Annotated in this window: 23 protein-coding genes; 5 read left to right on the top strand and 18 right to left on the bottom strand. The window is 74.1% G+C overall.

The features are described from left to right. Window positions 1-33 precede the first annotated feature (33 nt). From AW270_RS12080 to AW270_RS12070, 3 genes are all read left to right on the top strand, one after another. Window positions 34-396: a hypothetical protein gene (locus AW270_RS12080; RefSeq protein WP_157521869.1), complete on the top strand. Its 363-nt coding sequence runs from the start codon at window positions 34-36 to the stop codon at window positions 394-396. Beyond that, window positions 396-938, top strand: coding sequence for a hypothetical protein (locus tag AW270_RS12075; RefSeq protein ID WP_157521867.1), 543 nt, complete (start codon window positions 396-398; stop codon window positions 936-938). The genes AW270_RS12080 and AW270_RS12075 overlap by 1 nt, the downstream gene beginning before the upstream one ends. Window positions 939-1,053: 115 nt before the next feature. Then, window positions 1,054-1,323 (top strand): hypothetical protein, encoded by a 270-nt coding sequence (locus AW270_RS12070; protein WP_061293946.1) that lies wholly within the window; start codon window positions 1,054-1,056, stop codon window positions 1,321-1,323. Window positions 1,324-1,333: 10 nt separating this feature from the next. On the opposite strand, the gene AW270_RS12065 is transcribed toward AW270_RS12070, so the two are convergent. Together AW270_RS12065 and AW270_RS12060 are read right to left on the bottom strand one after the other, a co-directional pair. Then, the gene (locus tag AW270_RS12065) at window positions 1,334-1,795 is read right to left on the bottom strand and encodes an NUDIX domain-containing protein (protein WP_061293945.1); all 462 of its coding nucleotides are present in this window, start codon (window positions 1,793-1,795) and stop codon (window positions 1,334-1,336) included. Beyond that, on the bottom strand, window positions 1,792-2,379 hold the full coding sequence (locus tag AW270_RS12060; RefSeq protein WP_061293944.1) for a helix-turn-helix domain-containing protein: 588 nt from the start codon (window positions 2,377-2,379) through the stop codon (window positions 1,792-1,794). Before AW270_RS12060 ends, AW270_RS12065 begins: the two co-directional genes overlap by 4 nt. 69 nt (window positions 2,380-2,448) lie before the next feature. Between AW270_RS12060 and AW270_RS12055 the strand changes: the two genes are divergently transcribed. Together AW270_RS12055 and AW270_RS12050 are read left to right on the top strand one after the other, a co-directional pair. Continuing rightward, window positions 2,449-3,381 carry an NAD(P)/FAD-dependent oxidoreductase gene (locus AW270_RS12055; protein ID WP_061293941.1) on the top strand — a complete coding sequence of 311 codons (933 nt, stop codon included), beginning with the start codon at window positions 2,449-2,451 and terminating at the stop codon, window positions 3,379-3,381. Then, complete coding sequence (locus tag AW270_RS12050; protein ID WP_061293939.1) at window positions 3,378-3,989, top strand: class I SAM-dependent methyltransferase; 612 nt, start codon at window positions 3,378-3,380, stop codon at window positions 3,987-3,989. The genes AW270_RS12055 and AW270_RS12050 overlap by 4 nt, the downstream gene beginning before the upstream one ends. On the opposite strand, the gene AW270_RS12045 is transcribed toward AW270_RS12050, so the two are convergent. The 16 genes from AW270_RS12045 to AW270_RS11970 are packed head-to-tail and all read right to left on the bottom strand — an operon-like array spanning window position 3,964 to window position 26,047. Continuing rightward, complete coding sequence (locus AW270_RS12045; protein WP_063819180.1) at window positions 3,964-4,410, bottom strand: MarR family winged helix-turn-helix transcriptional regulator; 447 nt, start codon at window positions 4,408-4,410, stop codon at window positions 3,964-3,966. The genes AW270_RS12050 and AW270_RS12045 overlap by 26 nt on opposite strands. Before the next feature lie 11 nt (window positions 4,411-4,421). Further along, window positions 4,422-5,195, bottom strand: coding sequence for a thioesterase II family protein (locus tag AW270_RS12040; protein ID WP_061293938.1), 774 nt, complete (start codon window positions 5,193-5,195; stop codon window positions 4,422-4,424). Window positions 5,196-5,199: 4 nt separating this feature from the next. Further along, window positions 5,200-5,862, bottom strand: coding sequence for a DUF6875 domain-containing protein (locus AW270_RS12035; protein WP_061293936.1), 663 nt, complete (start codon window positions 5,860-5,862; stop codon window positions 5,200-5,202). A gap of 13 nt (window positions 5,863-5,875) precedes the next feature. Then, window positions 5,876-6,370, bottom strand: coding sequence for an FBP domain-containing protein (locus AW270_RS12030; RefSeq protein ID WP_061293934.1), 495 nt, complete (start codon window positions 6,368-6,370; stop codon window positions 5,876-5,878). Next, window positions 6,367-9,699: a non-ribosomal peptide synthetase gene (locus AW270_RS12025; RefSeq protein ID WP_082801494.1), complete on the bottom strand. Its 3,333-nt coding sequence runs from the start codon at window positions 9,697-9,699 to the stop codon at window positions 6,367-6,369. Before AW270_RS12025 ends, AW270_RS12030 begins: the two co-directional genes overlap by 4 nt. A gap of 3 nt (window positions 9,700-9,702) precedes the next feature. Next, window positions 9,703-11,157: an AMP-binding protein gene (locus AW270_RS12020; RefSeq protein ID WP_061293930.1), complete on the bottom strand. Its 1,455-nt coding sequence runs from the start codon at window positions 11,155-11,157 to the stop codon at window positions 9,703-9,705. After that, a complete protein-coding gene (locus tag AW270_RS12015; protein WP_061293928.1) occupies window positions 11,154-16,193 on the bottom strand; it encodes a non-ribosomal peptide synthetase in 5,040 nt (1,679 codons plus the stop codon). The genes AW270_RS12020 and AW270_RS12015 overlap by 4 nt, the downstream gene beginning before the upstream one ends. After that, a complete protein-coding gene (locus AW270_RS12010; protein WP_157521865.1) occupies window positions 16,190-16,441 on the bottom strand; it encodes a hypothetical protein in 252 nt (83 codons plus the stop codon). Before AW270_RS12010 ends, AW270_RS12015 begins: the two co-directional genes overlap by 4 nt. A gap of 5 nt (window positions 16,442-16,446) precedes the next feature. After that, window positions 16,447-17,889 carry an amino acid adenylation domain-containing protein gene (locus AW270_RS12005; protein WP_061293924.1) on the bottom strand — a complete coding sequence of 481 codons (1,443 nt, stop codon included), beginning with the start codon at window positions 17,887-17,889 and terminating at the stop codon, window positions 16,447-16,449. Then, entirely contained in the window at window positions 17,886-18,998 is a 1,113-nt protein-coding gene (locus AW270_RS12000) for a beta-methylarginine biosynthesis bifunctional aminotransferase (RefSeq protein ID WP_061293921.1), read from the bottom strand. Before AW270_RS12000 ends, AW270_RS12005 begins: the two co-directional genes overlap by 4 nt. Next, on the bottom strand, window positions 18,995-19,180 hold the full coding sequence (locus tag AW270_RS11995; RefSeq protein ID WP_061293919.1) for an MbtH family protein: 186 nt from the start codon (window positions 19,178-19,180) through the stop codon (window positions 18,995-18,997). Before AW270_RS11995 ends, AW270_RS12000 begins: the two co-directional genes overlap by 4 nt. After that, complete coding sequence (locus tag AW270_RS11990) at window positions 19,177-20,211, bottom strand: GntG family PLP-dependent aldolase (protein WP_061293917.1); 1,035 nt, start codon at window positions 20,209-20,211, stop codon at window positions 19,177-19,179. Before AW270_RS11990 ends, AW270_RS11995 begins: the two co-directional genes overlap by 4 nt. Then, complete coding sequence (locus AW270_RS11985; RefSeq protein ID WP_061293914.1) at window positions 20,208-22,439, bottom strand: pyridoxal-phosphate dependent enzyme; 2,232 nt, start codon at window positions 22,437-22,439, stop codon at window positions 20,208-20,210. The genes AW270_RS11990 and AW270_RS11985 overlap by 4 nt, the downstream gene beginning before the upstream one ends. After that, the gene (locus AW270_RS11980) at window positions 22,429-23,319 is read right to left on the bottom strand and encodes a GHMP family kinase ATP-binding protein (protein ID WP_218009189.1); all 891 of its coding nucleotides are present in this window, start codon (window positions 23,317-23,319) and stop codon (window positions 22,429-22,431) included. Before AW270_RS11980 ends, AW270_RS11985 begins: the two co-directional genes overlap by 11 nt. Next, window positions 23,316-24,773, bottom strand: coding sequence for an argininosuccinate lyase (locus AW270_RS11975; protein WP_061293912.1), 1,458 nt, complete (start codon window positions 24,771-24,773; stop codon window positions 23,316-23,318). The genes AW270_RS11980 and AW270_RS11975 overlap by 4 nt, the downstream gene beginning before the upstream one ends. Then, window positions 24,770-26,047 carry an MFS transporter gene (locus AW270_RS11970; protein ID WP_061293910.1) on the bottom strand — a complete coding sequence of 426 codons (1,278 nt, stop codon included), beginning with the start codon at window positions 26,045-26,047 and terminating at the stop codon, window positions 24,770-24,772. The genes AW270_RS11975 and AW270_RS11970 overlap by 4 nt, the downstream gene beginning before the upstream one ends. Window positions 26,048-26,073: the final 26 nt, after the last annotated feature.

Below are 26,073 nucleotides of genomic sequence, written 5' to 3'. Positions count from 1 at the left end.
ACTAGACGTATGCAACTCAGAACAATGCGTGTCATGAGCGCAGACGACTGGTCCAAGACCCTGACCGAACTGGCCGAGGCCATCCGCACCTCCGAGATCCCGGGCGACCTGGGGGTCCGTCAGGTGACCCTGGAGCCGATGGTGGACTCCGAGGGCGAGGACGGGCTGTGGGCCTACATCGTCATGGACGGCGAGGCGGGCGAGGACGGCTGGGACACCATGGTGTGCCACGCCCTGGGCATGAACTGCAACAGGCTGGCGTTCGAAAACGGCCTGGACCACTACGTCTACACCAGGTTCTACTCTCCCCGGGAATGGGCGGACAGGGGCCGCGTCGAACCCGACCACGACGATGAGACGGGCACCGCGCCGCTGCCCGGGACGGAGGACGCGTGATGCGCGTCTTCAAGTCCGAGGAGTACCTGCACCTCGCCCGCCAGATCGCGGGCCGGGCCGGCTCCGGGGGATCCCGGACCGCGCACCTGCGCCGGGCGACCTCGACCGCCTACTACGCGGTCTTCCACGAACTCGTCGGCCAGGGCACGCGGCGCGTGGTGGGAGACGGTCGAGACGATCACCGGCACACCGTCAGCCGGTGGTACGCGCACGGCAACTTCCGCCAGACCGCCCGATGGGTGGAGGCCATCGCGAAGAAGAAGAGCGCGCCCGAGGCGGTGACCCGACTGCTCAGCCTCAACGGCCAGGTCGACCCCGACCTGACGTTGCTCTCCGAGTCGTTCAGCGAACTCCAGCAGCTCCGGCACGCCGCGGACTACGACCCCGGATACGACGCGGTCCGCGCGGAGACCCTCGAACACGTGACCAAGGCGAAGACGGCCATCGAGGCGATCCGCCGCATGGACAAGTCGGATGTCCACGCGTTCGACATGTTCCTGCTGCTCTCGCTCGGCGGTGAGCGGATGGTCAGGAACTCCTAGCCGCCCTGTTCGAACCGGGTACCAGGCACCCTAGGAACCACGCTGCCGATCCGCAGTGTGCCGACCGTCGTGCAGACGGGCGGGGTGCCGTGTCCCCGGAACGTAGTCTTCTCCCGTGACCTGGACGCTGGAGACACTCGCCGCCCACTTGGCGTCCCTGCGCATCGACGTCCACTCCATCGGCCGCGACCTCGACGAACGCTACTGCCTGGTGGAGCGCCCCAACGGCTGGCACGTCTACTACAGCGAGCGCGGCCAGCGATCCGGCCTGCGTGTCTTCGGTGACGAGGACGCCGCCTGCCGCGCCCTCCTGCGCGACGTCCTCGCCGACCACGGAGTCCAGGCGCGCCTGCGGACCGGGGGGAACCGCGGTTCCGGCGTCTGACGCCGAGGCGCTACCGGCTTTGGTCGGTGGTCGCCGCGACCAGCTGGCGGTGGCCCGGCATGGTCTCCTCGGGGAGGCCCGTCGCAGGGAACCAGCCCGCTTCGAGAATCTCGGTCGGGTTGAGGGCCAGCACGCCGCCGAGCAGCTCGCCCTCGTAGGCCACCTCGGCCCGCAGCCGGAACCCGCTCTCGACCCGCACCAGCCGGTTGACCTGTGCCTTCAGGCCGGTCTCCTCCATGACCTCGCGCACGACGGTGTCCTCGAAGGTCTCGCCCCGTTTGGCGTAGCCGGTGGGCAGGCCCCACTGGCGGCCTTCCGGCCAGAAGCGGTGCTTGAGGAGGAGGATCCGGCCGTCGTCGTCGCGGATCACGCCCACCACGCCGACCATGAACTTGGCCTGCGTGAAGTAGAGCAGCCGCCACTGGAGCGGCCCCCGCAGCGACTTCCAGAGTTTCGCGACCAGTGCTCTCATGACGTCTCCTTCCGTTTCGGGCGGGCCCTCAGGTGCATGCGCTCGCCCTGAGTGCCGAACAGGCTCAGGAACTCGACCGGTTCGTCGCCGACCGCCCCGAACCAGTGGGGGACCCGGGTGTCGAACTCCGCGGCCTCGCCCGGTTCCATGATCACGTCGTGTTCGCCGAGGAGGAGGCGCAGTCGTCCGTTGAGGATGTACAGCCACTCGTACCCCTCGTGCGTCTTCAATTCGGGCTCGCCCCGGGCTCCTGGGGCGAGGACCAGTTTGTACGCCTGGAGTCCGCCCGCCCGCCTGGTCAGCGGCAGCATGGTCATCCCGTTGCGGATGGTCGGGCGGAGATGGATGCGCGGGTCGCCGGTGGCCGGGGCGTCGACGAGTTCGTCGAGCGTGACGCCGTGGGCGCGGGCCAGCGGCAGGAGCTGTTCGAGTGTGGGCCGCCGCGCGCCCGACTCCAGCCGGGACAGGGTGCTGACCGAGATGCCGGTCGCCTCCGACAGCGCCGACAGGGTCGTCTCGCGGTCCCGGCGCAGCGCCCGCAGGCGGGGGCCGACCGCGTCGAGGGCTTGGCCGATGTCGTCCATCACCCCTCCAGTTTGCCAGATCGGCAACAACATTTGCGCTTTCGCCCGGCTCCGCCGCACATTGGACCCATGAACGACACCTACGACGCAGTGGTGATCGGGGGCGGTCCGGCGGGGCTCAACGGGGCTCTCATGCTGGCCCGGTCCCGCCGATCGGTTCTGGTCATCGACGCGGGCGAGCCCCGCAACGCACCCGCGGCGCAGGTCCACGGCCTGTTCGCCCTCGACGGCACCCCTCCGGCGGAACTGCTGGCCCGGGGGAGAGCCGAGGTCGAGCGGTACGGCGGCCACCTCGCCACCGGCTCGGTCGTCGACGTGGAACCGGGTTTCACGGTCGTCCTGGCCGACGGGCGGCGCGTCGGCGCCCGCCGCCTGCTGGTGACGACCGGTCTGGTGGACGTGCTCCCCGAGATCGCCGGCCTGCGGGAGCGGTGGGGCCGCGACGCCGTCCACTGCCCCTACTGCCACGGCTGGGAGGTCCGCGACCGGGCGATCGGCGTCCTGGCGACCAGCTCGATGGCGGTCCACCAGGTGCTGCTGTTCCGCCAGCTCAGCGATGACGTGGTCCTCTTCACCCACACGGCGGGCCCGCTCTCCGAGGAGCAGGCCGCCGAGCTGGAGGCGCGGGGCGTCCGGGTGGTGCCCGGCGAGGCCGAGGCCCTGGAGATCGCCGACGACCGGATCACCGGCGTCCGCCTGAAGGACGGCACCGTGGTCGCCCGCGACGCGGTGGCGGTCGCGACCCGGCTGGTGGCCCGGACGTCCTTCCTGGAACGGCTCGGCCTGAAGGCCGTGGAACACCCGATGGGCGTGGGCGAGCACATCCCCGCCCGGCCCGACGGCCAGACCGAGGTGCCGGGCGTGTGGGTGGCGGGCAACGTCACCGACCTGGCGGCCCAGGTGGGCGGCTCGGCGGCGGCCGGGGCGATGGCCGGAGCACGTATCAACGCCGACCTGATCGCGGAAGAGACCCGTCAGGCAGTACTGGAGGCCACGGCATGACCGAGCACACGCACAACCACCACCACCCCGACCACGACGAGGTCTTCGACCGGGACTTCTGGGAGAACAAGTACCAGACCGCCCACCACGCCGCGCTGCACCACGACCCCAACCCCTACGTGACGACCGTCGCGGCGGGCCTGACGCCGGGCCGGGCGCTCGACGCCGGGTGCGGCGCCGGGCCCGAGGCCATCTGGCTGGCCCGGCAGGGCTGGGAGGTGACGGCCGTCGACATCTCCTCGGTCGCGCTCGACCACGCCCGCGCGTTCGCGGCGAGGGAACCGGCCGAGGTCGCCGGGCGGATCACCTGGCAGCAGGCCGACCTCACCACCTGGGCCGCCCCCGCCGGGAGCTACGACCTGGTCTGCACCAACTACGTCCACGCCCTGGACGAGATCGTCCCCGCCCTCGCGGCGGCCGTCCGTCCGGGCGGGACCCTGCTGGTCGTCGACCACTTCGACATCCTGGCCGTGCTCGACCCCGCCGAATGGCGGCCGATCCCGCTCAAGGCGGAGCAGCGGGTGGTCATGGCGACGTTCGACGGCAGCGAGAAGGTCCTCGACGACCGCGTGATGGCGGCGGTCAGGGTTTCAGCCGGCGCGCCATGAGGTCGTCGAGCGCGCCCGTCCGGTCGGACAGCGCCGTCAGCGCGGCCAGGAGCGGCTCGGGGTCGGGCAGGCCGGCCAGCAGTTCGCCGGTCACCGCCCGCCGGGCCGCCCGTCCGGCCTCGACGGCCGCGTGGCCCCGCTCGGTCAGCTCGATGGCGCGCACCCGCTGGTCGTCTCCGGACACCCGCCGGGTGACGTAGCCGATCCGCTCCATCTCGGCCGCGACCTTGGACGCCCCCTGCGGCGTCATGCCGAGCAGCCCGGCCAGGTCGGTGACCCGGACCGGGCCGGTGAGCAGGTGCTGGAAGACGTAACCGTGGACCGGGCGCACGTCCGGATGGCCGGCCTCGGCCATCCGGGCCCGGACCCGCTCCTCGCAGGCGGCGGCGAGGGCGGTGAAGAGCAGGGTGAGGTCCGGCATCCCCGCATCCTCTAATGGCCAACTCCGGTTGGGCAACCGTGGTTGCGGGACAGCGCCGCGATGTGGCCGGGCAGCTCGCGCCAGACCTCCGGGGTGAAGAAGTGGCCTCCGGGCAGTTCGTCGTAGCGGAAGGGCCCGGTCGTCAGCTCGCTCCACTGGGCCCTGGCCTCCGGCACCACCACCGTGTCGGTCAGGCCGGTGAGGACCTGCAGCGGCACGCCGAGCCGGGTGCCGGGCCGGTGGAAGAAGGTGTCGCGGACCCGCAGGTCTGCGCGCATCAGCTCCAGCGCGAGTTCCCGCAGGTCGGGGTCGCCCAGGATGTGTTCGGCGGCCACGCCGTGGGTTCTGATCCAGGCGATGAGCTGCTCGTCGGTGTCGTGCTGCGAGGGGTACTTGTCGCGTTCGGTGAGGCCCCGGCTGGGCGCGTTGACCGACGACACGGCCACCGCCTCGGGGAGCGGGCCGCCCTCCCGTTCCAGGCGGGCGGCCACCTCGAAGGCCATCCAGCCGCCCATGCTGTGGCCGTACAGGACGAAGGGCAGGTCGGCGGCCGAGCGGACGGCGGCGACGGCGTCGCCGGACAGCTCGGTCCAGTCGCGCGCGTAGTCGGCGGCGAAGCGGCCCTCGCGGCCCGGGTAGCAGACCGAGGCCAGCTCGACCCCGGGCGGCATGACGGGGTCCCAGTGCAGGTAGGACGCGGCTCCGCCGCCGCAGAAGCCCAGGCAGATCAGGCGCAGGCGGGCGTCGGGGTCGACCCGCCTGCGGACGACGACGGTGTCCAGCACGTGATCACCTTTCCGTGGAGAGCGCGTCGAGGCGGGCGGCCACCCGGCGCCGGGACTCCTCGCCGAGCTGGTGGCCGAGGTAGTGCAGGTACCAGGTCAGGTACTCGGACCGCGCCGCCGCCGGGTGGGCGGGCGTGTCGAGGAAGAGCAGGTCGTGCGGGCTGATGGCGCGCACGGCGAACATCGGCACGGGCGAGGCCATGACGACGAAGCCGGGGTTGTGAACGCTGGCCACCAGGCTCTCCGGGTGGAACTCGCCCAGCATGAGCCCCCGGCGGACGAACTCCATCCGCAGCAGCCGGTGGCCCCCGTCGATGAACTCCCCGGCCCGCGCGGGGTCGAGCTCGGGGAACAGGCAGAGCAGCGCGCCGGTGCGGCGCGCCTGCGGCGTCGGGAACTGCTCGTGGAACAGGTCGATCAGCGCCCGGCCGGTCTCCTGCGCCTCCTCCGGCGACGACGCCGGGGTGTGCGCGCTGACCAGCCGGATCGTGTTGGTGCGTAAGGCGTTGCCCACCCTGGGGCACACCGCTCCTGGGCGCATGATGCGGGGATCGCGCCGGCCGACGAAGTCGCGCACCCAGTCGAGGGCGGCGGCGTAGCCGGGGAAACGGTCGAACAGGGTGTGGGCCCGGCCGGCGTCGGTCAGTGAACTCGCGATCAGTGGCACGGGATCTCCCCCTTCACTCTTCGAGGACCTTGCCGATGAATTCGGCGAGGTTGAGCTGCAGGCGGGCGACCCGGTCGCGGCGCGGCAGCGTCTCGCCCATCTGCTTGCGGGTGACGCGGGGTTTGATGCCGCGGACGTACAGGGAGCAGTCGAGGTCGCCGCACAGGTAGATGCCGACGGAGTTGCCCGCGCGGCCGGACGCGCCGGCGCGGGTGGCCACGAACAGGCCGAAGTTGCCGCCCTCCTGGACGGTGCAGCAGACGCCGCACATGCCGCTGCGCGGGGTGAGGCCCTTCTTCTCGGTGGTGCGCAGGGCCAGGCTGACGAGCCGGCCCTCGTGTTCGGCCACGAGGTAGGAGCGGTCGGCGGCGCGTCCGTGCCGCCAGGCGAAGAAGTCGAGGCAGTCCCACTCGACCTCCTCCAGCGGCGGCACCGACAGCTCCTTGGCCTGCCGCCGCGAGAGGTTGACGAAGGAGCCGCGGATCTGGCCGGGCGTGAGCGGGATCATGCGGGGACCTCGTCGCCGGTCTCCAGCAGCAGGTCCTCCACCTCGGCGGCCAGGTCGCGCAGCACCGGGTGGAGGAAGACCGACCGGACGGGCACCGCGAGCCCCAGCTCCCGGCGCAGCCGGTTGACCATCAGGGCGGCGGCCAGCGAGTGGCCGCCCAGCTCGAAGAACTGACTGCCGGAGCCCACCCGGTCGACGCCGAGCACCTCGGCCCAGACCCCGGCGAGCATCTCCTCCACCGGCCCCCGGGGCGGCTCGGCGTCGGTCTCGGCGGCCATGTCGGGGGAGGGCAGCGCCGCCCGGTCGACCTTGCCGTTCGGCGTGAGCGGCAGCCGGTCGAGCGCCAGCACGGCCACCGGGCGCATGTGGGACGGCAGCCAGTCGGCGCACCGCTGTCGTAGCAGGTCGGGGTCGGCGTCGCCGGTCACGTAGCCGACCACCCGGCCGGCCGACACCACCGCCACCGCCTCGCTGACGCCCGGGTGCCCGGCCAGCACGGCCTCGATCTCGCCGAGCTCCACCCGCATGCCGCGGATCTTCACCTGGTGGTCGGTCCGGCCGGCGAACATCAGCGACCCGTCCTCCCGGCGGTGGCCCCGGTCGCCGGTGCGGTAGATCCGTTCGCCGGGCCGGAAGGGGTGGGGCAGGAAGGCGGCGGCCGTCTTGGCGGGATCCCCGGCGTACCCCCGGGCCAGGCCGGTGCCCGCGATGTACAGGTCGCCGGTGACGCCGATCGGGACCTCGGCCAGCGTCCCGTCGAGGACGTGGATCTCGTTGTTGTCGAAGGGACGGCCCAGGCTGACCGCGCCCGGCTCCGCGAAGTCGGCCGGGACGGCGGTGTGGGTGGTGGAGTCGATCGACACCTCGGTGGCGCCCCACGTGTTGTCGAGCCGGACGCCCGGCAGCGCCTCGCGGAACCGGCGGGCGAGGTCGCCCGAGAGCGCCTCGCCGCTGGAGACCACGGTGCGCAGCGCGTCCAGCCCGGCGGCGCTCTCCTCGTCGAGGGCGTCCACGATCATCGCGAGCATGCTCGGCACGACCTGGAGGTGGACGGTGCGGCTGCGCGCGGCGGCGTCGAGGACGGCGCGCGGGTCGCGGTGCAGGTCGGGGGCGATCAGCCAGATCCGGCCGCCCTCGATCAGCGGCCAGAAGAGCTCCAGCGCCGAGTCGTCGAACGTCAGCGTCGTCTTGTGCAGCACCGTCTCGCCCGGCCGCAGGCCATGGTGGCGCTGCATGAACGCCATCCGGTTGACCCAGCCCCGGTGGGTGCTGGCCACCGCCTTGGGCGTCCCGGTCGAGCCGGAGGTGGAGTAGAGCGAGACCAGGTGCTCGGGTTCGACCCGGACGTCCGGGCGGGCGGTGTCCAGGCCCCGGAGGGCGTCCAGGCACAGCACGTGCTCCACCTGCGGCGCGGCGTCGAGCCGCTCGGAGGAGGTCAGGCACCACCGGGCGCCCGCGCCCGCGGCGATGGCGTCCAGGCGCAGGCGCGGGGTGGCCGGGTCGAGCGGCAGGTAGGCGCCGCCCGCCTTGAGCACCGCCAGCAGCCCGGCGACCAGGACGATCGAGCGGTCGAGGCAGACGGCGACGACCGCGTCGGGGCCGACGCCGAGGGCGCGCAGGCGGTGGGCGAGGTGGTTGGCCCGCTGGTCGAGCTCGGCGTAGGTGATCTCGCCGTCGTCGCAGGCGACCGCGACCGCGTCCGGCCGTTCGTCGGCGCGCGCCTCGATCAGGGTGTGCAGGGGGACGTCCGGGAAGGCCGCCTCGGTCCGGTTCCAGGCGCGCAGCCGGTCGCGTTCACCGGCCGGGAGCAGGTCGTGGTCGCCGACGGGCCGGTGCGGGTCGGCGAGCACCCCGTCGAGCACGGTCCGGTGGGCGGCGACGAACCGTTCGGCGGTGCTCCGGTCGAACAGGTCGGTGTTGTACTCCAGCTCGCATTCGAGCACCCCGCTGGGTGCCTGCGTGACGAACATGGTCATCTCGAACCGGGCGGCGCGGTTGTGGGTGTGCTCCATCTCGACGTCGAGGCCCTCCAGGGCGAGCCGCCGGTCGAAGGTGTTCTGGAAGGCGAACATCACCTGGACGAGCGGCAGGAAGCCGCCGCTGCCGCCGCTGCCCAGGGTCCGGATGACCTGCTCGAACGGCACGTCCTCCAGGGCCGTCGCCCGCCGGACGGCGGCGTCGAGGCGGCCCAGGAAGGCGGTGAACGGCTCGGCGGCGTCGTACCGGGAGCGGATCGGCAGGGTGTTGACGAAGAAGCCGATCATGGACTCGGTGTCCGGGTGCGGCCGGTTGGCCGACGGGATCCCCACGACCAGGTCGTTCTCCGAGGTCCAGCGGTGCAGGACGGCGGTGAAGACGGCCAGGGTGTAGGTGAAGGTCGAGACGCCCAGCGCGCGGGCGGCCCCGGCCAGCCGGGGCTCCAGGTCGAACAGCACCTCGTCGCCCGCGTGGGTGGGCCGGGGGCGGCGGGGCCGGTCGGGCCGCAGCGCGGGCGTGCCCGGTACGCCGCGCAGGATCTCCGCCCACTGCTCCAGCCGTCCGCCGGCCGTCTCCCCGACCGCCTGCCGCTCCCAGGCGGCGACGTCGGAGAACTGGGCGGCGAGCGGCGGCTCCGCGTCGGCCGCGCCGGTGACCGCCAGGCGGTAGCCGGTGGCCAGTTCGCGCAGGAAGACCATGTTGGCCCAGCCGTCGGTGACGGCGTGGTGGAGGGTGAACAGCAGCACCCACTCGCGCCCGGCGACCCGGAAGGCCCGGCCGCGCACGAGGGGAGAGCCGCCCAGGTCGAACGGGCGGCGGATCTCGGCGACCAGCCGTTCCGGGGAGAAACCGGGCTCCTCCTCGCACTCGACCTCGAACTCGGCGCGCACCCGCTGCACCGGCACGTCGTCCTCCAGCACCAGGTCGGTGCGGAGCGCCTCGTGCCGGGCGACCACGCGGCGCAGCGCCCACCGCAGCGCCCGCAGGTCGAGCTCGCCCTTCACCCGGTAGACCAGCGGCTCGTTGTACGCCGGGTCGCCGGGGTCGAGCTGGTGCAGGAACCACAGGCGTTCCTGGGCGAACGACAGGCGGGCCGGCCGCCGGGCCGCTGGGATGGGCGCGAGCCCTCCGGCGTCCCCGGTGAGCAGCCGGGCCAGCCCGGCCGGGGTGCGCCCCTCGAAGATCGCGCTCAGCGGGGCGTCGCGGGCGAACTCGGCCCGGACGCGCATGATGAGCCGGGCGGCCAGGATCGAGTCGCCGTGGTCGAAGAAGTCGTCGCCGGCGCCGAGGCCGTCTTCGCCGGTCACCTCGCGGAACAGTGTGACCAGCCGGTCCGTCACAGTCTGGGACATGAATCAGCTTTCTGCTCGGTCGAACAGCACGGCGGTGACGATCGAGCGGTCGATCTTGCCGTTGAAGGTCAGGGGCAGTTCGTCGAAGTGCTCCACCAGCGCGGGGACCATGTAGGCGGGCAGCGTGCGCCCGAGCGTCGCGGCCAGCTCGGCGGGCCGGTGCGGCAGCCCGGTGTAGGCCGCCCGCAGCTCCAGGCCCGACTCGCCGTCGTCATGGGCCCCCACGACGGCGTCGCGGATCCCCGGCAGCCGCCGCAGCGCGGCCTCGATCTCGCCGATCTCGACCCGCTGCCCGCGCACCTTGACCTGGTGGTCGAGCCGTCCGAGGTGGACGAGCGCCCCGTCGTGCTCGGAGACGAGGTCGCCGGTCCGGTACCAGGCGTCGGCGGGCGGCGTGGCCGCCTCCCGCCAGACCCGGTCGCCCGCGACGAACCGGCCGGCGTTGGCGGCCGGGTCGAGGTAGCCGGGGAAGCGCTGCGTCCCGCGCATGCAGAGCTCGCCGTCGCGCAGCAGGTACTCCATCCCCGTGTACGGCAGCCCGATCGGCACCGTGCCGTTGGCCGTGACCGGCCACCGCTCCGGGTCGCGGTCGAGCCGGTAGTCGCAGCACGCGGCCAGCTCGGTCGGCCCGTAGATGTTGTCGATCTCGCTGTCCGGCGCGGCCGCCCGCCAGGCGCGGGCCTGGGCCAGCGTCAGCGGCTCCCCGGCGAACATGCTGAACCGCAGCGTCGGCATGGTCCCGGGCCGGAGCGCGCCCAGCCGGTCGGCGGAGGAGATGACCGAGGGCACCGAATACCAGTGCGTGAGCCGGGTCCGCCGGACGAACTCCACCGGTTCGAGCAGCTCCGCGCGGGTCGGCACGACCAGCGCCGCTCCGGTGCCCCAGGCCAGGAACATGTCGTGCACCGACGGGTCGAAGGTCAGCTCGGCCGCCTGGGAGAGCCGCGCCCCGGGCCCGGCCGGGTAGCGGCCGATCAGGTAGCGGACGAACGGCACGACGTTGCGGTGCAGCAGCGGCACGCCCTTCGGCGTCCCGGTGGACCCGGAGGTGAACAGCAGGTAGGCGACGTCGTCGGGGGAGGCTCCCGGCCCGCCGGGCAGGTCGATCCCGCCCAGGCCGCCGGTCAGGTCGTCGTCCACGATCAGGTCGAGCTGCGCCTGCGCGGCGATCGTCCGGTTGCGCTCCTCGGGGAAGGCCGGGTTCAGCGGCACGGGCGTCGCCCCCAGCCGCAGGATCGCCAGGTAGCCCGCGTAGGCGGAGACCGTCCGGCCGCACAGCAGCCCGACCCGGCGGGGCGGCGCGCCGCCGCACTCCGACAGGATGCGGGTGGCGCACCGGTCGGACAGGGCGGCCAGCTCGGCGTAGGTGAGCCGGTCGCCGGCGACCTCCAGCGCGGTCTCGCCGGGGAACCGGGCGGCCGAGCGGGCGAACCAGTCGTACATGGTGGTGATGGTCATGAGCGTGCCCTCCTGCGCACCACAGCGGGACCTTCCGGGGGAGCGGCGGCGACGGCGGCGGCGAACCGGGCCAGCGTCGGCGCGTCGAACAGGTCGCCGACCGAGACCTCCCGGCCGAACTCCGACCGCGCCTGCGCGACCAGCCGGGTGGCCAGCAGCGAGTGTCCGCCGAGGGTGAAGAAGTCGTCGTCGCGGCCGATCGCCTCGGCGCCGAGCGCGCGCTGCCACAGCCCGGCCATCCGCTGCTCCAGCTCACCCCTCGGCGCCGCGAACGACTCCGCGGCGCCCGGCCCGGCGAGCCCGGCCAGCGCCGACCGGTCGAGCTTCCCGCTGGAGGTGGCAGGCAGCGCGGGGACGACGGTGAAACGGGCGGGGATCATGTAGTCGGGCAGTTTCCGGGCGAGCGCGTCGCGCAGCGCGTCGGGGTCGTGGCCGTCGCCGGCCACCAGCAGGGCGACCAGCGCCTGGCCCGCCACGGTGACGGCGGCCTCGATCACTCCCGGCCCCTCGGCCAGGCACGCCTCCACCTCCTCCGGCTCGATCCGGTAGCCGCGCAGCTTGAGCTGCGCGTCGGCCCGGCCGAGGAACTCCAGCTCCCCGTCGGTACGCAGCCGGGCCACGTCGCCGGTCCGGTAGAGCCGGGCCCCCGCCTCGTCGCTGAACGGGTCGGGCAGGAACCGGTCGGCGGTCAGGTCGGGCCGGGCCACGTATCCCCGGCCGAGGTGCGCGCCGCCGATGTACAGCTCGCCGGGCACGCCCGAGGGCGCGAGGTCGCCGTGCTCGTCGAGCAGGTAGAAGCGGGTCCGGTAGCCGGGGCGGCCGATCGGCGGGGCCAGGCCCTCGCTGATCTCGTCCATGACGTGGCTGCTGGCGGTGTTCACCTCGGTCGGGCCGTAGTGGTTGATCAGGCGGCAGCCGGGCAGGCCGGCGAACCACGACGCCAGGTCGGAGGTGACCCGCAGCGACTCGCCTCCGGAGATCAGCGACCGCAGCGCGAGCCGCCGGGGCCGCCCCTGCTCCCTGGCCCAGGTCACCACGTTGAGCACCCCCGAGTAGGCGGCGCCCCACCGTTCGACCTGCTCGCGTTCGAGCAGGTCGAGCACGGCCCCCGCGTCCTTGCGGGCCTCGTCGGAGTCGAGCACGATCAGCCGCGCCCCGGCCTGCCAGGCGGAGAACATCTCCAGGAACGAGGGGTCGAACGTGAGCGCGTTGTACTGGAGGACCGACCCGCCGGGCCGGACCGGGATGTCCTCGCCGTCCCACCCCATGAGGGCCGCCATCGCGGCGTGGCTGTGCGCCACGCCCTTGGGCAGGCCGGTCGAGCCCGAGGTGTAGTGGACGTAGGCCAGGCTCTCGGGGTGGGCGTCGCACGGCGGCGCGTCGGCGCGGGGTTCCAGGCCGCGCGGGTCGACCACGGCGACGCCGTCCAGCTCGGTCGCGGAGAGCACGGCGACCGCGCCGCTCCCGGTCAGCATGTGCCGCAGCCGCAGCGGCGGCTGGACGGGGTCGAGCGGCAGGAACGCGCCGCCCGCCTTGAGCACGGCCAGCACCGAGACGAAGGTCTCCGGAGACCGCTCGGCGACGATCCCGACGACGCGTTCCGCGCCGACGCCCAGCTCGCGCAGGCGGTGGGCGAGCGCGTTGGCCTCGCCGTCGAGCCGCGCGTAGGTGAGCTGCTCGCCGCGGTGCACCAGCGCGATCGCGTCCGGCGTGCGCGCCGCCTGGCGCTCGAACAGGTGGTGGACGAGCGTGACGTCGTGGGGCGCCCGGTCGGCGCCCTCGGCCAGGGCGATCAGCTCGGCCCGCTCGGCCGCGCCGACCATCGGCAGCCGCAGCAGCGGGGCGTCGGGGTCGTCGGCCGCCGACGCCAGCAGGGTCTCCAGGTGGGCGGCCAGCCGCCGGGCCGTCCCGGCGTCGAAGACGTCGTGGTTGAAGTCGACCAGCACCTCCAGCCCGGCGGCGACCTTGCGCACCGACAGCAGCAGGTCCATGTCGAGCGGCGCGTCACCCGGCGGCACCGGCCGCACGACGGCGCCGGGCAGCGTCAGCTCCGGGCCGGCCTCGTCCTGCATGGTGAAGACGACCTGGACGAGCGGGCTGTGGGTGGCCGACCGCTCGGGCACCAGGTGCTCGACGAGCTTGGCGAACGGCAGGTCGCGGTGGGCGAAGCCGTCCAGGACGTGGCGGCGGGTGGCCCGCAGATGGTCGCGGAACGTCGTCGACGGGGTGACCGTCGAGCGGGCGACCAGCACGTTCAGGAAGTAGCCGATCTGCTGCTCGACCTCGGTGGAGTCGCGGTTCGTGACGCCGGTGCCCAGCAGCAGGTCGTGCTCGCGGGAGTAGCGGTGGAGCACTCCGGAGAAGGCCGCCAGCAGGGCCATGTAGAGCGTCGCGCCCTCGGCCGCCGCGAGCCCGGCCAGCCGCGCGGCCAGGCCGGGGCCGATCAGGTGCCGCCACGTCCCGCCCCGGTAGGAGCGCACGGCCGGGCGCGGCCGGTCCTGGGGCAGGTGCAGCAGGGTCGGCGCGCCGGCCAGCCGGTCACGCCAGTAGGCGAGGTCGGCCTCCTGCCGTTCGGCGGTGTAGGTCTCGCGCTGCCAGCGGGCGTAGTCGGCGTACTGCACGGGCGGCCGGGCCAGGCGCTTGCCCTCGTAGGCGAGGGCCAGGTCGCGGTAGAGGACCGGCGCCGACCACTCGTCGAAGGCGATGTGGTGGACGTGCAGCCGCAGCCGCGTGCCCGCCAGCTCGGCCTTGACCATCGGCCCGGTGGCCAGGTCGATTCGGCCGCCCGAGTCCCACAGGTCGGCCTCGGTGACCTCCACGGGCACCTGCGCCGCGACCCCGTCGACCACCTCGATCCGGCTGCGCAGCACGTCGTGGACGGCGACGACCTCGGCCAGCGCGGCCCGCAGGGCGGGCACGTCGACCGGGCCCTCGATCTCGAACTCCTGGGTGATCGTGTAGAGCGGGTCGCCGGGGCGTACCTGCTCCATGAACCACATGTGCTCCTGGTTCATCGACAGCGGCGCGGGCGTGCCGGGGTCGTGCGGGACGATCCGCCGCGCGGGCCCGGCCGCGTGGGTCTGCATCGCCCGGGTCAGCCCGGCGACGGTCGGCTCCTCGAACAGCAGGCGCAGCGGGATGCCGTCGCCCAGCCGCGCCACCGCCTTGATGGCCAGCAGGGAGTGGCCGCCGACGGAGAAGAAGTCGTCGAGCCGCCCGACGGGACGTCCGAGGACGTCCTCGAACACCTCGGCGACCCGCCGTTCGGCGTCCGTCCACGGCTCCTCCGGGGCCCGCGGCTCGGTGAGGTCGGTCAGGTCGGGCACGACGTGGACCGCGGCGGGCAGCCACGAGCGCGGGAACCGTTCGGCCAGCAGGTCCGTGACGTCGGCGTCGCCGACCACGAACGCGATCAGCCGGCCGTCGCGGACGACGACGGCCGCCTCGCTCACCCGTTCGGTGAGAGCGCGTTCGATGAGGTCGGGGGCGATCGTGACCCCGTCGAGGACGACGGCCCGGTCGCGCGCCCCGGCGTACTCCAGGCCGCCGCCGGTCAGCCGCCGGGCCAGGTGGCCGCTGCGGACGCCGTCGAAGCACAGCTCGCCGGTGACGCCGGGCGGGACGGCGTGCCCGTCCTCGTCCAGCAGGAACGCCGTCCCCCCGGTCGCACCGGGGACGAAGGAGCGGGCGGCGGCGAGGTCCACCCGCTCCTCGCCCGGACAGAGGGCCAGCTCGGCCAGCGGCCGGTCGGGATCGGCGGCGAAGGCCGCCAGCACGGACACGTAGTGGCCGGCGAGCCGGGCGACGGTGGCCCGGTCGTAGAGGTCGGTGGCGTACTCGAAGGTCGCCCGCCCGGGGCCCACGTGGACCGACAGGTCGAACTTGGCGGTGGGCGTCTCGACCTGGACGGGCACCGCCTCGACGTCGCCGAGCGCGAAGGGCTCCAGGTGCGCCTCCAGGTTGCCCATCACCTGGAACAGCGGCGTCACCGAGGGGTCCCGGCCCGCGCTCACCCGGTCGACGACCGCGTCGAACGGCACGGCCTGGTGGTCCTGCGCGGCCAGCAGCGCGTCGCGGACCTCCCCGATGAGAGAACGGACGGTCCCGGCCACCGTCACCCGCAGCGCGACCGAGTTGACGAACAGCCCGACGGTCCGCTCGAACTCCGGCCGCTCCCGGTTGGCGACCGGGACGCCGACGACCTGGTCACGGCTGCCCGTGTAGCGCTGGAGCAGGACCGCCAGCGCGGCCAGCGCGACCATGAACGGCGTCGCGCCGTTCACGGTCACCGGCGGCAGCTCGACCGCCAGGGTGCCGCCGCGCCCCGACGGCCGCACGGGCCGGGGCCGGTCGCCGGGCGGCCGAAGGTCGGCGGGCGCCCCCGCGAGGGTCCGCGACCAGTAGGCCAGCCCGTCCTCGAACCGGCCGAGGGCGGCCGACTCGTACTCCCATGCCGTGTGGTCGCGGTACTGCGGGCCCGGTTCCGGCAGCGCCCTCCCGGCGTAGGCGGCGGCCAGCTCGTCGAGCACGACGCGCTCCGACCAGCCGTCGGACAGGGCGTGGTGCAGCACCAGCACCAGCAGGTGGGCGTCGTCGCCGATCCTGATGACGGTCTGCCGGGTCAGCTCGCCGCCGGTCAGGTCGAACGGGATCGCGGCCAGTTCCACGGCCCGCTCCCGCGCCCGTTCCCAGGAAGCGGCCGATTCCTCCGCCAGGTCGCCGGGCGGGCCGGGCGTCTGGGCCACCACGCCGTCACCGGCCTCGGTGAAGCGGGTGCGCAGCGCCTCGTGCCGCTCGTGGACGGTCCGCAGCGCGGCGCGCAGCCGGACGATGTCCAGCGGGCCGGTCAGCCGGAAGACGAGCGGCACGTTGTAGGCGGCGGACGGGCCGCCGAGGGTGTCGAGGAAGAGCAACCGGCGCTGGGCGAAGGACGCGGGCACCGTCTCGCCGGGCCCCACCCGGCGCGGCTCCGGCGCGGCGGCCTCGGCGCGGCGGCGGGCCATGATCTCCCTCAGCCGGTCCTGGCGGGAGCTCATGCGACCATCCCCAGACCGGTGCCGGTGGTCAGGTCGACGTCGGCCACACACCGGACCGGCCGCCGGTCGAGGGTGAGCGAGCCCTCCAGGTGGAGCGTTCCCCCGGCGACGACGGTCCGCTCGGGGTCGAGGGCGACGCTGAGGGTGGTGCCGCCCCGGGTCCCGGGGAAGGTCACCAGGACGTGGTGGAGCCGTTCGACCCGGTCGAGCAGGTCGCCGCCGACCATCACCGGGACGGGTCGCGTCATCCGCTTCACTGCTGCAACCTCCGCAGACGATTCCTGTCGACTTTTCCGTTGGGCGTCAGCGGCAGCGCCGCGATGGGCACCACCCGCTTGGGCACCAGATAGCCCGGCAGCCGCGCGCCGAGTTCGGCCCGCACGGCCGCCTCGTCGTAGTCGGGCGAGGTCTCGACGTAGGCGACCAGATGGGCCACCCGGCCCTGGACGGACGCCGGGACCACGGCCGAGCGCCGGACCCCAGGCAGGGTGTCGAGCACGGCCTCGGCCTCGCCGGGCTCGATGCGGTAGCCGCTGATCTTCACCTGGTCGTCGGCCCGGCCCTGGAACTCCAGGAGCCCGTCGTCGGCGCGGCGGCCCAGGTCACCGGTCCGGTAGAGGCGGGCGCCCGGCTCGCCCCACGGGTCGGGGAGGAACCGTTCGGCCGTCTGCCGGGGATCGCCCAGGTAGCCCCGGCCGACACCCGGACCGCCCAGGTAGATCTCGCCCTCGCGGGCCGGCCGCAGGTCGTCGCCGAGCAGGTGGAGGGTGGCCGAACCGGCCGCCTCGCCCAGGCACACCCGTTCGCTGTCGTGCGGGCTGGCCTCGACCGAGCCGATGGAGCACTCGGTCGCGCCGTACACGCTGACGGCCTGGGCCGACCCGGCGCGCAGGGCCCGCCACATCTCCGGGCCCGGCTTCTCGCCGCCGAAGACGGCCAGTTTGAGCGGCCCGTCGAGCAGGCCGAACTCGACCAGGAGCGAGAGCTGGGACGGGGAGCAGTCGACCACGTCGGTCCGCCGGGCCAGGAAGCTGCCGGGATCGCGCCGTTCCATCTCGCCGAACAGCACGAGCCGGTGGCCGAGCGTCAGCGTCGGCAGCACCTGGTCGATGAAGGAGTCGAAGGTCACGGGCGCGCCGCCGCCGACGCTGAGCGTGCCGTCGGGCGCGACCCGCCGGTAGACGGGCGCGAGCTGCGTCGTCACGTGCTCGGCCAGGCCGAGGTGCTCGATCAGCACCCCCTTCGGCACGCCCGTGGACCCGGAGGTGAACACGACGTAGGCGAGCTGACGCGGATGCACCTCGGGCAGCTCGCAGGAGTCCGAGGTCCCCGCCTGGACGGGGATCAACGGCAGCCCGTGGCCGTCGTCGCCGCCCACCAGGAACGCGGCGTCGGCCAGGGCCAGCTTCTCCTTGGTCCGGGCCGCCGGCTCGCCGGTGTCGAGCAGCAGGAACGCGGCCCCCGCCCGCAGCACGCCGAGCATCGCGACGATCAGTCCGGTGGTACGGCCGCAGCCGACCGCGACCACCGTCTCGGCCCCCGCGCCCCGCCGCAGCAGCCGCGCCGCCAGGTCGCGGGACCGGAGGTCGAGGTCGCCGAAGGTCAGCTCCCCGTCGGGGGCCTCGACGGCGACCGCGTCGGGGTCGCGGCCCGCCACCTCGTCGAACAGCCGGTGGACGGCGGTGAAGCCCGTCATCGGCGCTCCCAGTCGTCGAGGGCGGCGGCGAGAGCGCCCAGGGACCGGCGGATCAGCCCCTCGGGCATGCCGGTGGGGAAGCGGATGTGGCCGGGCAGCGCGGGCGCGTAGTTGGCCGAGGTGGTGAGCACCAGACGGTGGCGGTGCAGCGCGAAGTCGGCGAACGCCTCCACGTCGGCCACGCCGAGGTCCAGCCACAGCTGGCTGCCGCCGGGCGGCAGGGGCGTGTCGAGCCGGGTGCCCGCCACGGCCCGCGCGAACGCCGCGCGCCCCCGGCGCACCGCGTCCACCAGCGGGGCGTTCCCGGCGGCCAGCGCGGCGGCGACGGCGTGCTGGGCGGCGCCGTTCACCGAGACGATCTCCCACTCCAGCCGGGGCACCAGCCCGGCGACCACGCTCTCGGCGGCCACCACCCAGCCGACCCGCTCGCCGGGCCGCCCCAGGCTCTTGGACGCGGAGTTCACCACCGCCATCCGCTGACTCGACACGGCCAGGTCGATCGGGGCCGGGCACGGCGCGGGCCGGAAGTCGAAGGAGTCGTAGACCGCGTCGTAGAGGAGGAACACGTCCGGGTGGGCGGCCAGGTCGTGCAGCACCGGCAGGTACTCGGGCGCGAGCACGGCCCCGGTCGGGTTGTGCGGGAGGTTGACGTAGACGACGGTCGGGCCGTCGACGTGGGCCAGCAGCAGGGGCAGGTCGCCGGGCGTGCCGGTGAGGGGGAGCGCCCGCGGGGTCATCCCGGCGGCGGCCATCAGGTCGTGCACGCCGACGAAGACGGGGGTGGCGTGCAGGGCGCGGCGGTACCCCCGGGCGGCCAGGGCGCGCAGCACGAGCCCGATGGCGTGCATGCCGCCCGCGGTGACCAGCACGTTCGGCTCGTCGACGTGCGCGGCGGCGCTGACCGTGCGTTCCCGCTTCACCAGGGCCTCGACGAGCGCCGGGTGGCCCTGCGAGGGGGCGTAGCCGAACGGCGTGCCGGCCGGGGCGGCGGGCAGGCCCGGCGGGTGCGGCCACTGGGGCACGTTCTCGACCAGGTTGAGCCAGTCGTGCCCGGGGTTGGCGTCGGCGTGGCCGAGCCGGCGCTGGAGCGCGGAGATCTCGGTGATCACGGCTCGCCCAGCTTCCGCCGCAGGCTCAGCGGGCGCATGTCGGTCCACACCCGGGAGATGTGGTCCAGGCAGTCCTCGCGCGGGCCGCTGAACCCGGCGGCCCGCCACCCGGCGGGCATCTCGCGCTCGTGCGGCCAGATCGAATACTGCTCCTCGTCGTTGACCACGACCTCGTATGTCATCTGTCTCTCCCGATCGCCGTGCGGATGATGTCGAGCGCGGTGTCGACGTCCGGGCGGGTGACCCCCAGATGGGTGACCGCGCGTAACCGGCCGTGCCCGAACTCCCCGATGGACAGGCCGCCGTCCCGGCAGCGCCGGACGACCTCGGGCGGCGCGAGCCCGGCCACCCGGAACAGCACGATGTTGGTCTGGACGGCCGAGGGGTCGACCTCCACGCCCGGCACATCGGCCAGGCCCTTGGCCAGCAGCCGGGCGTGCTCGTGGTCCTCGGCCAGCCGTCCCGCCGTGTCGAGGGCGACCATCGCGGCCGCCGCGAGGATCCCCGCCTGCCGCATGCCGCCGCCGAGCATCTTGCGCAGCCGCCGGACCCGGGCGACGAACGCCTCGCTGCCGGCGACCATGGAGCCGATCGGCGCGCCCAGCCCCTTGGACAGGCAGAACTGCACCGAGTCGGCGTGCCCGGCCACCGCCGCCGGGGACACCCCCATGGCGGCGGCGGCGTTGAACAGCCGGGCCCCGTCGAGGTGGACGGGCACCCCCCGCTCGTCGGCGAACCGGCGCACCTCCTCGGCGTAGCCCGGCGGCAGGACCGCGCCGCCGCACCGGTTGTGGGTGTTCTCCAGGCAGATCAGGCCGACCTCGGCGAACTGGGGGTCGCCCTCCTCCTCGGGGAAACCGGCGGCGAGCGCGTCGAGGGAGATCCGGCCGTCGGGCAGGTTGGGCAGCGGCTCGTAGGAGACGCCTCCCACGACGGCCGCGCCGTGGGCCTCGTACAGGTAGATGTCGGTCTCGGCCCCCACGAGGACCTTGGTGCCGCGCGGGCAGTGGGCCAGGACGCTGGTCAGGTTGGCCATCGTCCCGCTGGGCATCAGGCAGGCCCGCTCCTTGCCGAGCAGGGCGGCGGTGCGCTCCTCCAGGGCGTTGACGGTCGGGTCCTCGCCGTAGACGTCGTCGCCCACCTCGGCGTCGGCCATCGCCCGCCGCATGGCGGGGGTCGGCAGGGTGAACGTGTCACTGCGCATCTCGATCATCGGGCCTCCACCACGAAGCGGATCTCGTTCTCCGCCGCGACCAGGGCCTTCTCCGTCTCGTCGCCGGTGGCGACGAGATGGCCCAGCCGCCCGTAGGCGTCCTTCGGCGGCCCGACGAGCGCGCCGGGCTCGGCCGTCACGGCGACCAGCACCACGCCGGGCACGGCCTGGGCCCGGTCCACCCCCTCGACGCGGACCAGGCGGCCCTCCTGCTCCGACCGCAGGAAGCGGATGCCGCCGCGCTCCTGCCGGTCGGGGGTCAGCTCGGGGTCGAGGCCGAGGGCCGCGCGCAGCTGCTCGCGCAGCAGGTCGACCCCGGTGACGCGGCGGATCAGCTCGGGGATCATGCCGCCGGCCAGCCGGGCGTTGACCTCGATGATCGCCGGCCCGGCGGCGGTCAGCCTGACCTCGGTGTGCGAGGCGCCGAGCCGGAACCCGGTGGCCTCCAGCGCTGCCCGCACGACCTGCTCCACCGACGCGGGGACCGCCGCCGGGAACAGGTGCTGCGTCTCGACGAAGCAGTTCCCGCCGGTCACGGTCTTGGCGGTGACGCCGACCAGGTGGTGCCGCCCGCCGTGGCTGAACATCTCGACGCTGTACTCGGGACCCTCCACGTACTCCTCGACCAGGACCGCCCCGGCGGTCGGCAGCCCGCGCGCGTTCACGGTCCGGGCCAGCACGGTCGCCGCGTGCGCGACCGCCTCCTCGACGCCGGAGCAGAGCACGACGTCCTGCGAGCCCGACTCGTCGGCGGGCTTGACCACACACGGCAGCCCGGCGTGCGCGACCGCCGCGGCCACCTGCCCCGGATCGGTGACGCGGGTCCAGCGGGGGTTCGCCGGTCCGGTGAGGGCCGCGCGCAGCCGCCCCTTGTCCCGGCAGGTCGCCACCGCCTCGGCGGAGTTGCCGGGCAGGTGCAGCCAGGCGGCCAGCTCGGCCGCGAACGGGACGGAGTAGTCGCTGGTGGTGGTCACCCCGGCCAGTTCGGCGCGGTGGAAGCGGCGCTGCAGCACCTCGCGCAGCGCGGGCAGCGAGGTCGTGTCGCAGACGACCACCTCGGCGCCGGTCTCCGCCAGGCCCCGGTACCTGTCCGGGCGCCCGGTCAGCAGCACGGGCTCGACGTCGAGCTCGCGGGCCAGCTCCAGGGCCCGCATGCCGGTCCCGGTGGTGTTCGACTCGACGAACACCAGGTGCCGCCGGTCGCGCGGGATCGCGCTCGCGTCGGCCCGCGACCAGGTCGAGACCTCGGTCCCGTACGCCACCTCGGCCGACCGCCCGGCCCGGGGGAGCGCGGCCACGTCGTGGTCGCCCCAGTGGCCGTCGTCGTAGACGGTCTCGACGTACCGGTCGCCGCGGTCGGGGAAGATGCCGACGATGCGGGTGCCCGGCCCGGACCGCGCGGCCACGTCCTTGAGCACCTGGTAGACCGAGCCGGAGGTGTTGCCGGCGAAGATCTGCTGCTCGGCGGCGAGCTCCCGGGTGGCGGCGAACGCCTCGTGGTCGTTGAGCCAGTGCACCTCGTCGATCAGCGTGTGGTCGAGGTTCTGCGGGCGCAGGCTGTTGCCCAGGCCGCTCTGGAGCCGTCCGGCCCGGTCGGTCTGGCCGAACAGCGCGCTGCCGACGCAGTCGACGCCCACCACCCGCAGCCCCGGGCACGCCGCGCGCAGCGGCCGGGCCGTGCCGCAGAGCGAGCCGCCGCTCCCGGTCGAGCCGACCAGCACGTCGATCGGCCCGAGGTCGGCGAGGATCTCCTCGGCCAGGTCGCGGTAGGCGCCGGGGTTGTCGGGGTTGCTGTACTGGCGCGGCCAGAACGCCCCGGGCAGCCCGGCCATGAGCTCCTCCAGCCGCTCCAGCCGGGCGCTCTGCCAGCCGTGGCTGGTCATCCGGTCGACGACGTGGACCTCGCAGCCGAGCGACCGCAGCTTGGTCAGCGTCAGCCGGTCGACCCGGGGGTCGGTGACGATGTGCACCGGGTGCCCCATCGACCGGCCGACCAGGGCGACGCCCAGGGCCATGGTCCCGGAGGAGCTCTCGACGATGGGGGCGCCCTCGGCCAGCGCGCCGACCCGCCGCGCGGAGCGGATGATGTTCCTGGCCACCCGGTCCTTCATCCCGAAGGGGTTGGCCAGTTCGAGCTTGGCGTACACCGCCGGTCCCGGCCGCCCGCCGAGGCGGAGCCGGACCAGCGGGGTGTCGCCGATGGCCTCGTGGATGTGCTCACGCAGCACCGTTGACCTCCGCTCGTAAATGGGTGACGGCCCGGTGCACGCTGAGCGGTCCGCCCAGCGCGGCGCACTGCCGCCGGATCTCGGCGATTCTCTGGTCGAGGTCGGGGTCGTCCCCGGCGAGCAGCACGCCCAGCAGGGTCCCGCTGTGCGCGGCGACCACCCCCAGGCCGCCGGCCAGGTCGGACGCCCGCCGGACCGCCGCGAAGGCGCGCCGTTCGCGGCGGGCGGCGTGCAGTTCGGCGCTCCGGGTCGCGACCCGGCCGATCTCGGCGACGTCGGCGGCCCGCACGGCTGCGGACAGCCGGTCGAGCAGGTGCGCGAACTCGACGCGGTCGGCCCGGCCGACGGTCGGCAGCCTGCGGTTGTACTCGACCGTGTCGACCTGGCCGCCCTCGTCGTAGCCGACGACGACCAGGTCGGGGAGGGGGCCGAGTCTGCTGTGCAGCCGCACCTCGCGGTGGTGGAAGACGACGGCGTCGTCGTACATCACGCCGTCGGACGGCTCGATGCCGCGCAGCAGCGCCTCGACCTCGGCCGGGGCGAAGGCCCCCTTCACCGCGTCGGCGACCGCCCGCGCGGTGGCCACCAGGTCGGCCGACGAGCTGGCCATGCCCTTGCCCTCGGGCAGGTCGCCGGTCAGGCGCAGCCGCCCGCCGCCGCGCCGGCCGAGCGCGGTCAGCGCCCGCCGGGCCACCACCAGCGACTTGCGCTTGTGCTCCGGGTCGGCGGTGAGCTCGTCGGCGTCGGGGAGGTACTGGAAACGCGCGGTGACCCCGGCGGTGATGGGCAGCGTCACCAGGAAGTGGCGGCCGTCGGGCAGCACCCCCTGGAGCAGTTCGCCGAAGGTGCCGCGCGCGTGCCCGAATCCCTGGGCCGTCACCGCGCCGTCACCCCGGCCAGCGTCCGGGCGCGCGACCGCCAGGCGTCGCCGAGGCGCGAGGCCTCCTTCTCCTGTACGGCCAGGACCTCCGCCACCCGGTCGGGACGCGCCGACCCGGCCGAGGTCAGCCGCGCCAGCGCCCCGTCGACGTCGAACACCCCGTCGAGCAGCCCATCGGGATCGGCCGGCGGGTGACCGTGGCGGGCGGCGATCTCCGCCAGCGCGGCCGGGTCGACGTCGCCGGGAGCGGCTCCCGCCTCCACCATCCGCCGCACGTACGCCCCGGCGATCACCTGGGCGGCGCGCCAGGGCACCCCCGCCGTCAGCGTCAGCCGGTTGGCCAGGCTGAACCCGCCGAAGAACTCCGCCTCGCAGGCCCGCCGCAGCCGGTCGGCCCGCCACTTCAGCCCCTCGAAGACCGCCGTCAGCAGCCGCAGGGCCGACGAGCCGGTCTCGAACGCGGCGCGCAGGTGGGCCCCGCTCTCCTTGGAGACCTCGACCAGGTTCGTGTAGGGCGTGTTCCGCTGGCCGAGCAGCACGTCCACGTGGAAGGCGGCCAGGTGGGCGCTGCGGCCGCGGACCCGTTCCAGCACCGGGTGGTTCTTCTTCTGCGGCATCGCCGCCGAGATGCCTGAGAGGGCGTCCGGCAGTTCGAAGAAGCCGTGCTCGCTGCCGCCCCACACCAGCAGGTCGGTGCACAGCCGGCTGAGCAGGGCGCCGACCAGGCTCAGCTCGGCCGTGACCTCGGCCGCCCACTCGCGTGAGGCGACCGCGTCGAGCGCCAGCGGCTCCGCCCGGGAGAAGCCGAGCAGGGCGGCCAGCCGGTCGCGGTCCCAGGCCAGCTCCTGGCCGGACATCGCGCCCGCGCCGAGCGGGCAGGCGTCGATGTCGTCGAGGAGCGCCAGCATCCGGACGGACCTGCGCTGGAGGCGGCCGGCCAGCGCCGCCAGGTAGAAGCCCGGCGTGATGATCTGGGCCGCCTGGTAGTGGGTGTAGCCCGGCATGGGCAGGTCGGCCGAGGCCGCCGCCGAGGCGCGAATCGCCGCCGTCAGCGACTCCAGTTCGGCGGCGAAGTCGCACAGCCACCGCTTGCCCGCCAGGAGCTGGGCGCAGGCCTGCAGGTCGTTGCGGCTGCGGTCGACGTGCCAGGCGGGGACGGGGCGGGGCAGCCGGTCGGCCACGAAGCGCTCCATGGCCAGGGCGATGTCGGAGAGGCTGCGCTGCCGCCACGCCTCGATCTCCCTGGGGGTGATCGCGTCGAGCGCGGCGGCGATCTCCTTGGCGTCGCCGGGGCCGATGACGCCCATCCGGACGTACTCGGCGGCCAGCGCCTTCTCGATGGCCACGTACCAGGGCAGCAGGTGCTCCGCCTCGAAGCGGAACTGGGGGTCCAGCACCTCGGTGCGGATGAGCTGGTGCGGGTCGTCGACGACCCGGCCGCTCAGCGGGGTCACGCCTCCTCCCCGACGACTTCCGGCTCCCGTACGGGCTCCAGGTCGGGGATGCGCTCCACCCGCCGGATGTGGGAGGCGGCCAGCACCACGGTGGACAGGAACATGCCGAGGGAGGCCAGGGCCAGCGCCCACGGGACCCCCACCAGCACGCCCAGCCCGCCGCCGAGCAGGACGCCGACCGGCACCAAACTCAGCACCGCCATCCGGGCGGCGGCGTTCATCCGGCCCTGATAAGTATCAGGCGTGATGGCCGCGCGGTAGGCGCGGACGTTGATGTTGTAGACGACGATCACGGCCGCGTCGATCGTGTACATGGCGACCAGCAGGGCGACCGCGACCGGCACCGGCATGAACGTGGCCAGCGGCGTGAGCAGCGAGGCGAGCGCGGCGACCGCCGAGGTGAGGATCAAGAGCCGGCCCAGCGGCAGGCGCGCGCTGACCGGCCCGGCCAGCACCGCGCCCAGCAGGGCGCCCGCCCCGGAGGCCGCGAAGATCACGCCGACCCAGAGAGGGGCGATGCCGAGCGTCTTGGTGACGAAGGTGAGGGACGCGGGCTCGGCCAGCGCCGTGAAGAAGTTGACGATCAGGGTGGCGAGGATCAGGGTGCGGACCGTCACGTGCCCGATCACGAACCGGACGCCCTCGGCCATGTCCGTCCAGATCGACTGGCCCTCCTCGACCTCGGCCGGCTCCTCCTTCTTCCTGATCAGCCCGGTGAACAGCGCCGAGAGCGCGAACAGTACCGAGTTGACCACCATGGCGACCGGCCCGGTGAGGAACTGGAAGGCGGCGCCGGCGATGGCGTGGCCGCCGATGCTGGAGGCAGACGCGCTCAGCTCCAGCTTGCTGTTGCCCTCGATCAGGTCGTCGCGGTCGACGAGGAAGGGCAGCAACGAGGCGCTGCCGATGTCGGACACCACGCTGCAGACGCCGATGAGGAACGCCAGCGCGGCCAGCAGCGGCACGCTCAGCCACTCCTGCCACCATCCGACCGGGATGGCCGCCAGCAGCAGGGCCCGCAGCGCGTCGGCGACGGCCACGGTCGGCCGCTTGGGCCGGCGGTCCAGCCACACCCCGGCGAACAGGCTGACCAGCAAATAGGGTAGGTGCCCCGCGGCCGCCAGCACGCCGACCTCGAACACCGAGGCGTCGAGCAGCTGGGTCGCCAGGAGCGGGAGCATCACCGCGATCATGTTCGCGGCGAACATGGACGAGGTCTGCCCCAGCCAGAGGTTGCGGAAGTCGGGCTGCCGCCACAGCCCGGTCGAAGTCATGGACACGGTGGCTCTCTCCGTCAGGA

The sequence above is a fragment of the Herbidospora cretacea genome (assembly GCF_001570605.1).
In the GTDB taxonomy this organism is placed as follows: domain Bacteria; phylum Actinomycetota; class Actinomycetes; order Streptosporangiales; family Streptosporangiaceae; genus Herbidospora; species Herbidospora cretacea.
This window is presented reverse-complemented; position numbering and strand designations above follow the sequence as displayed.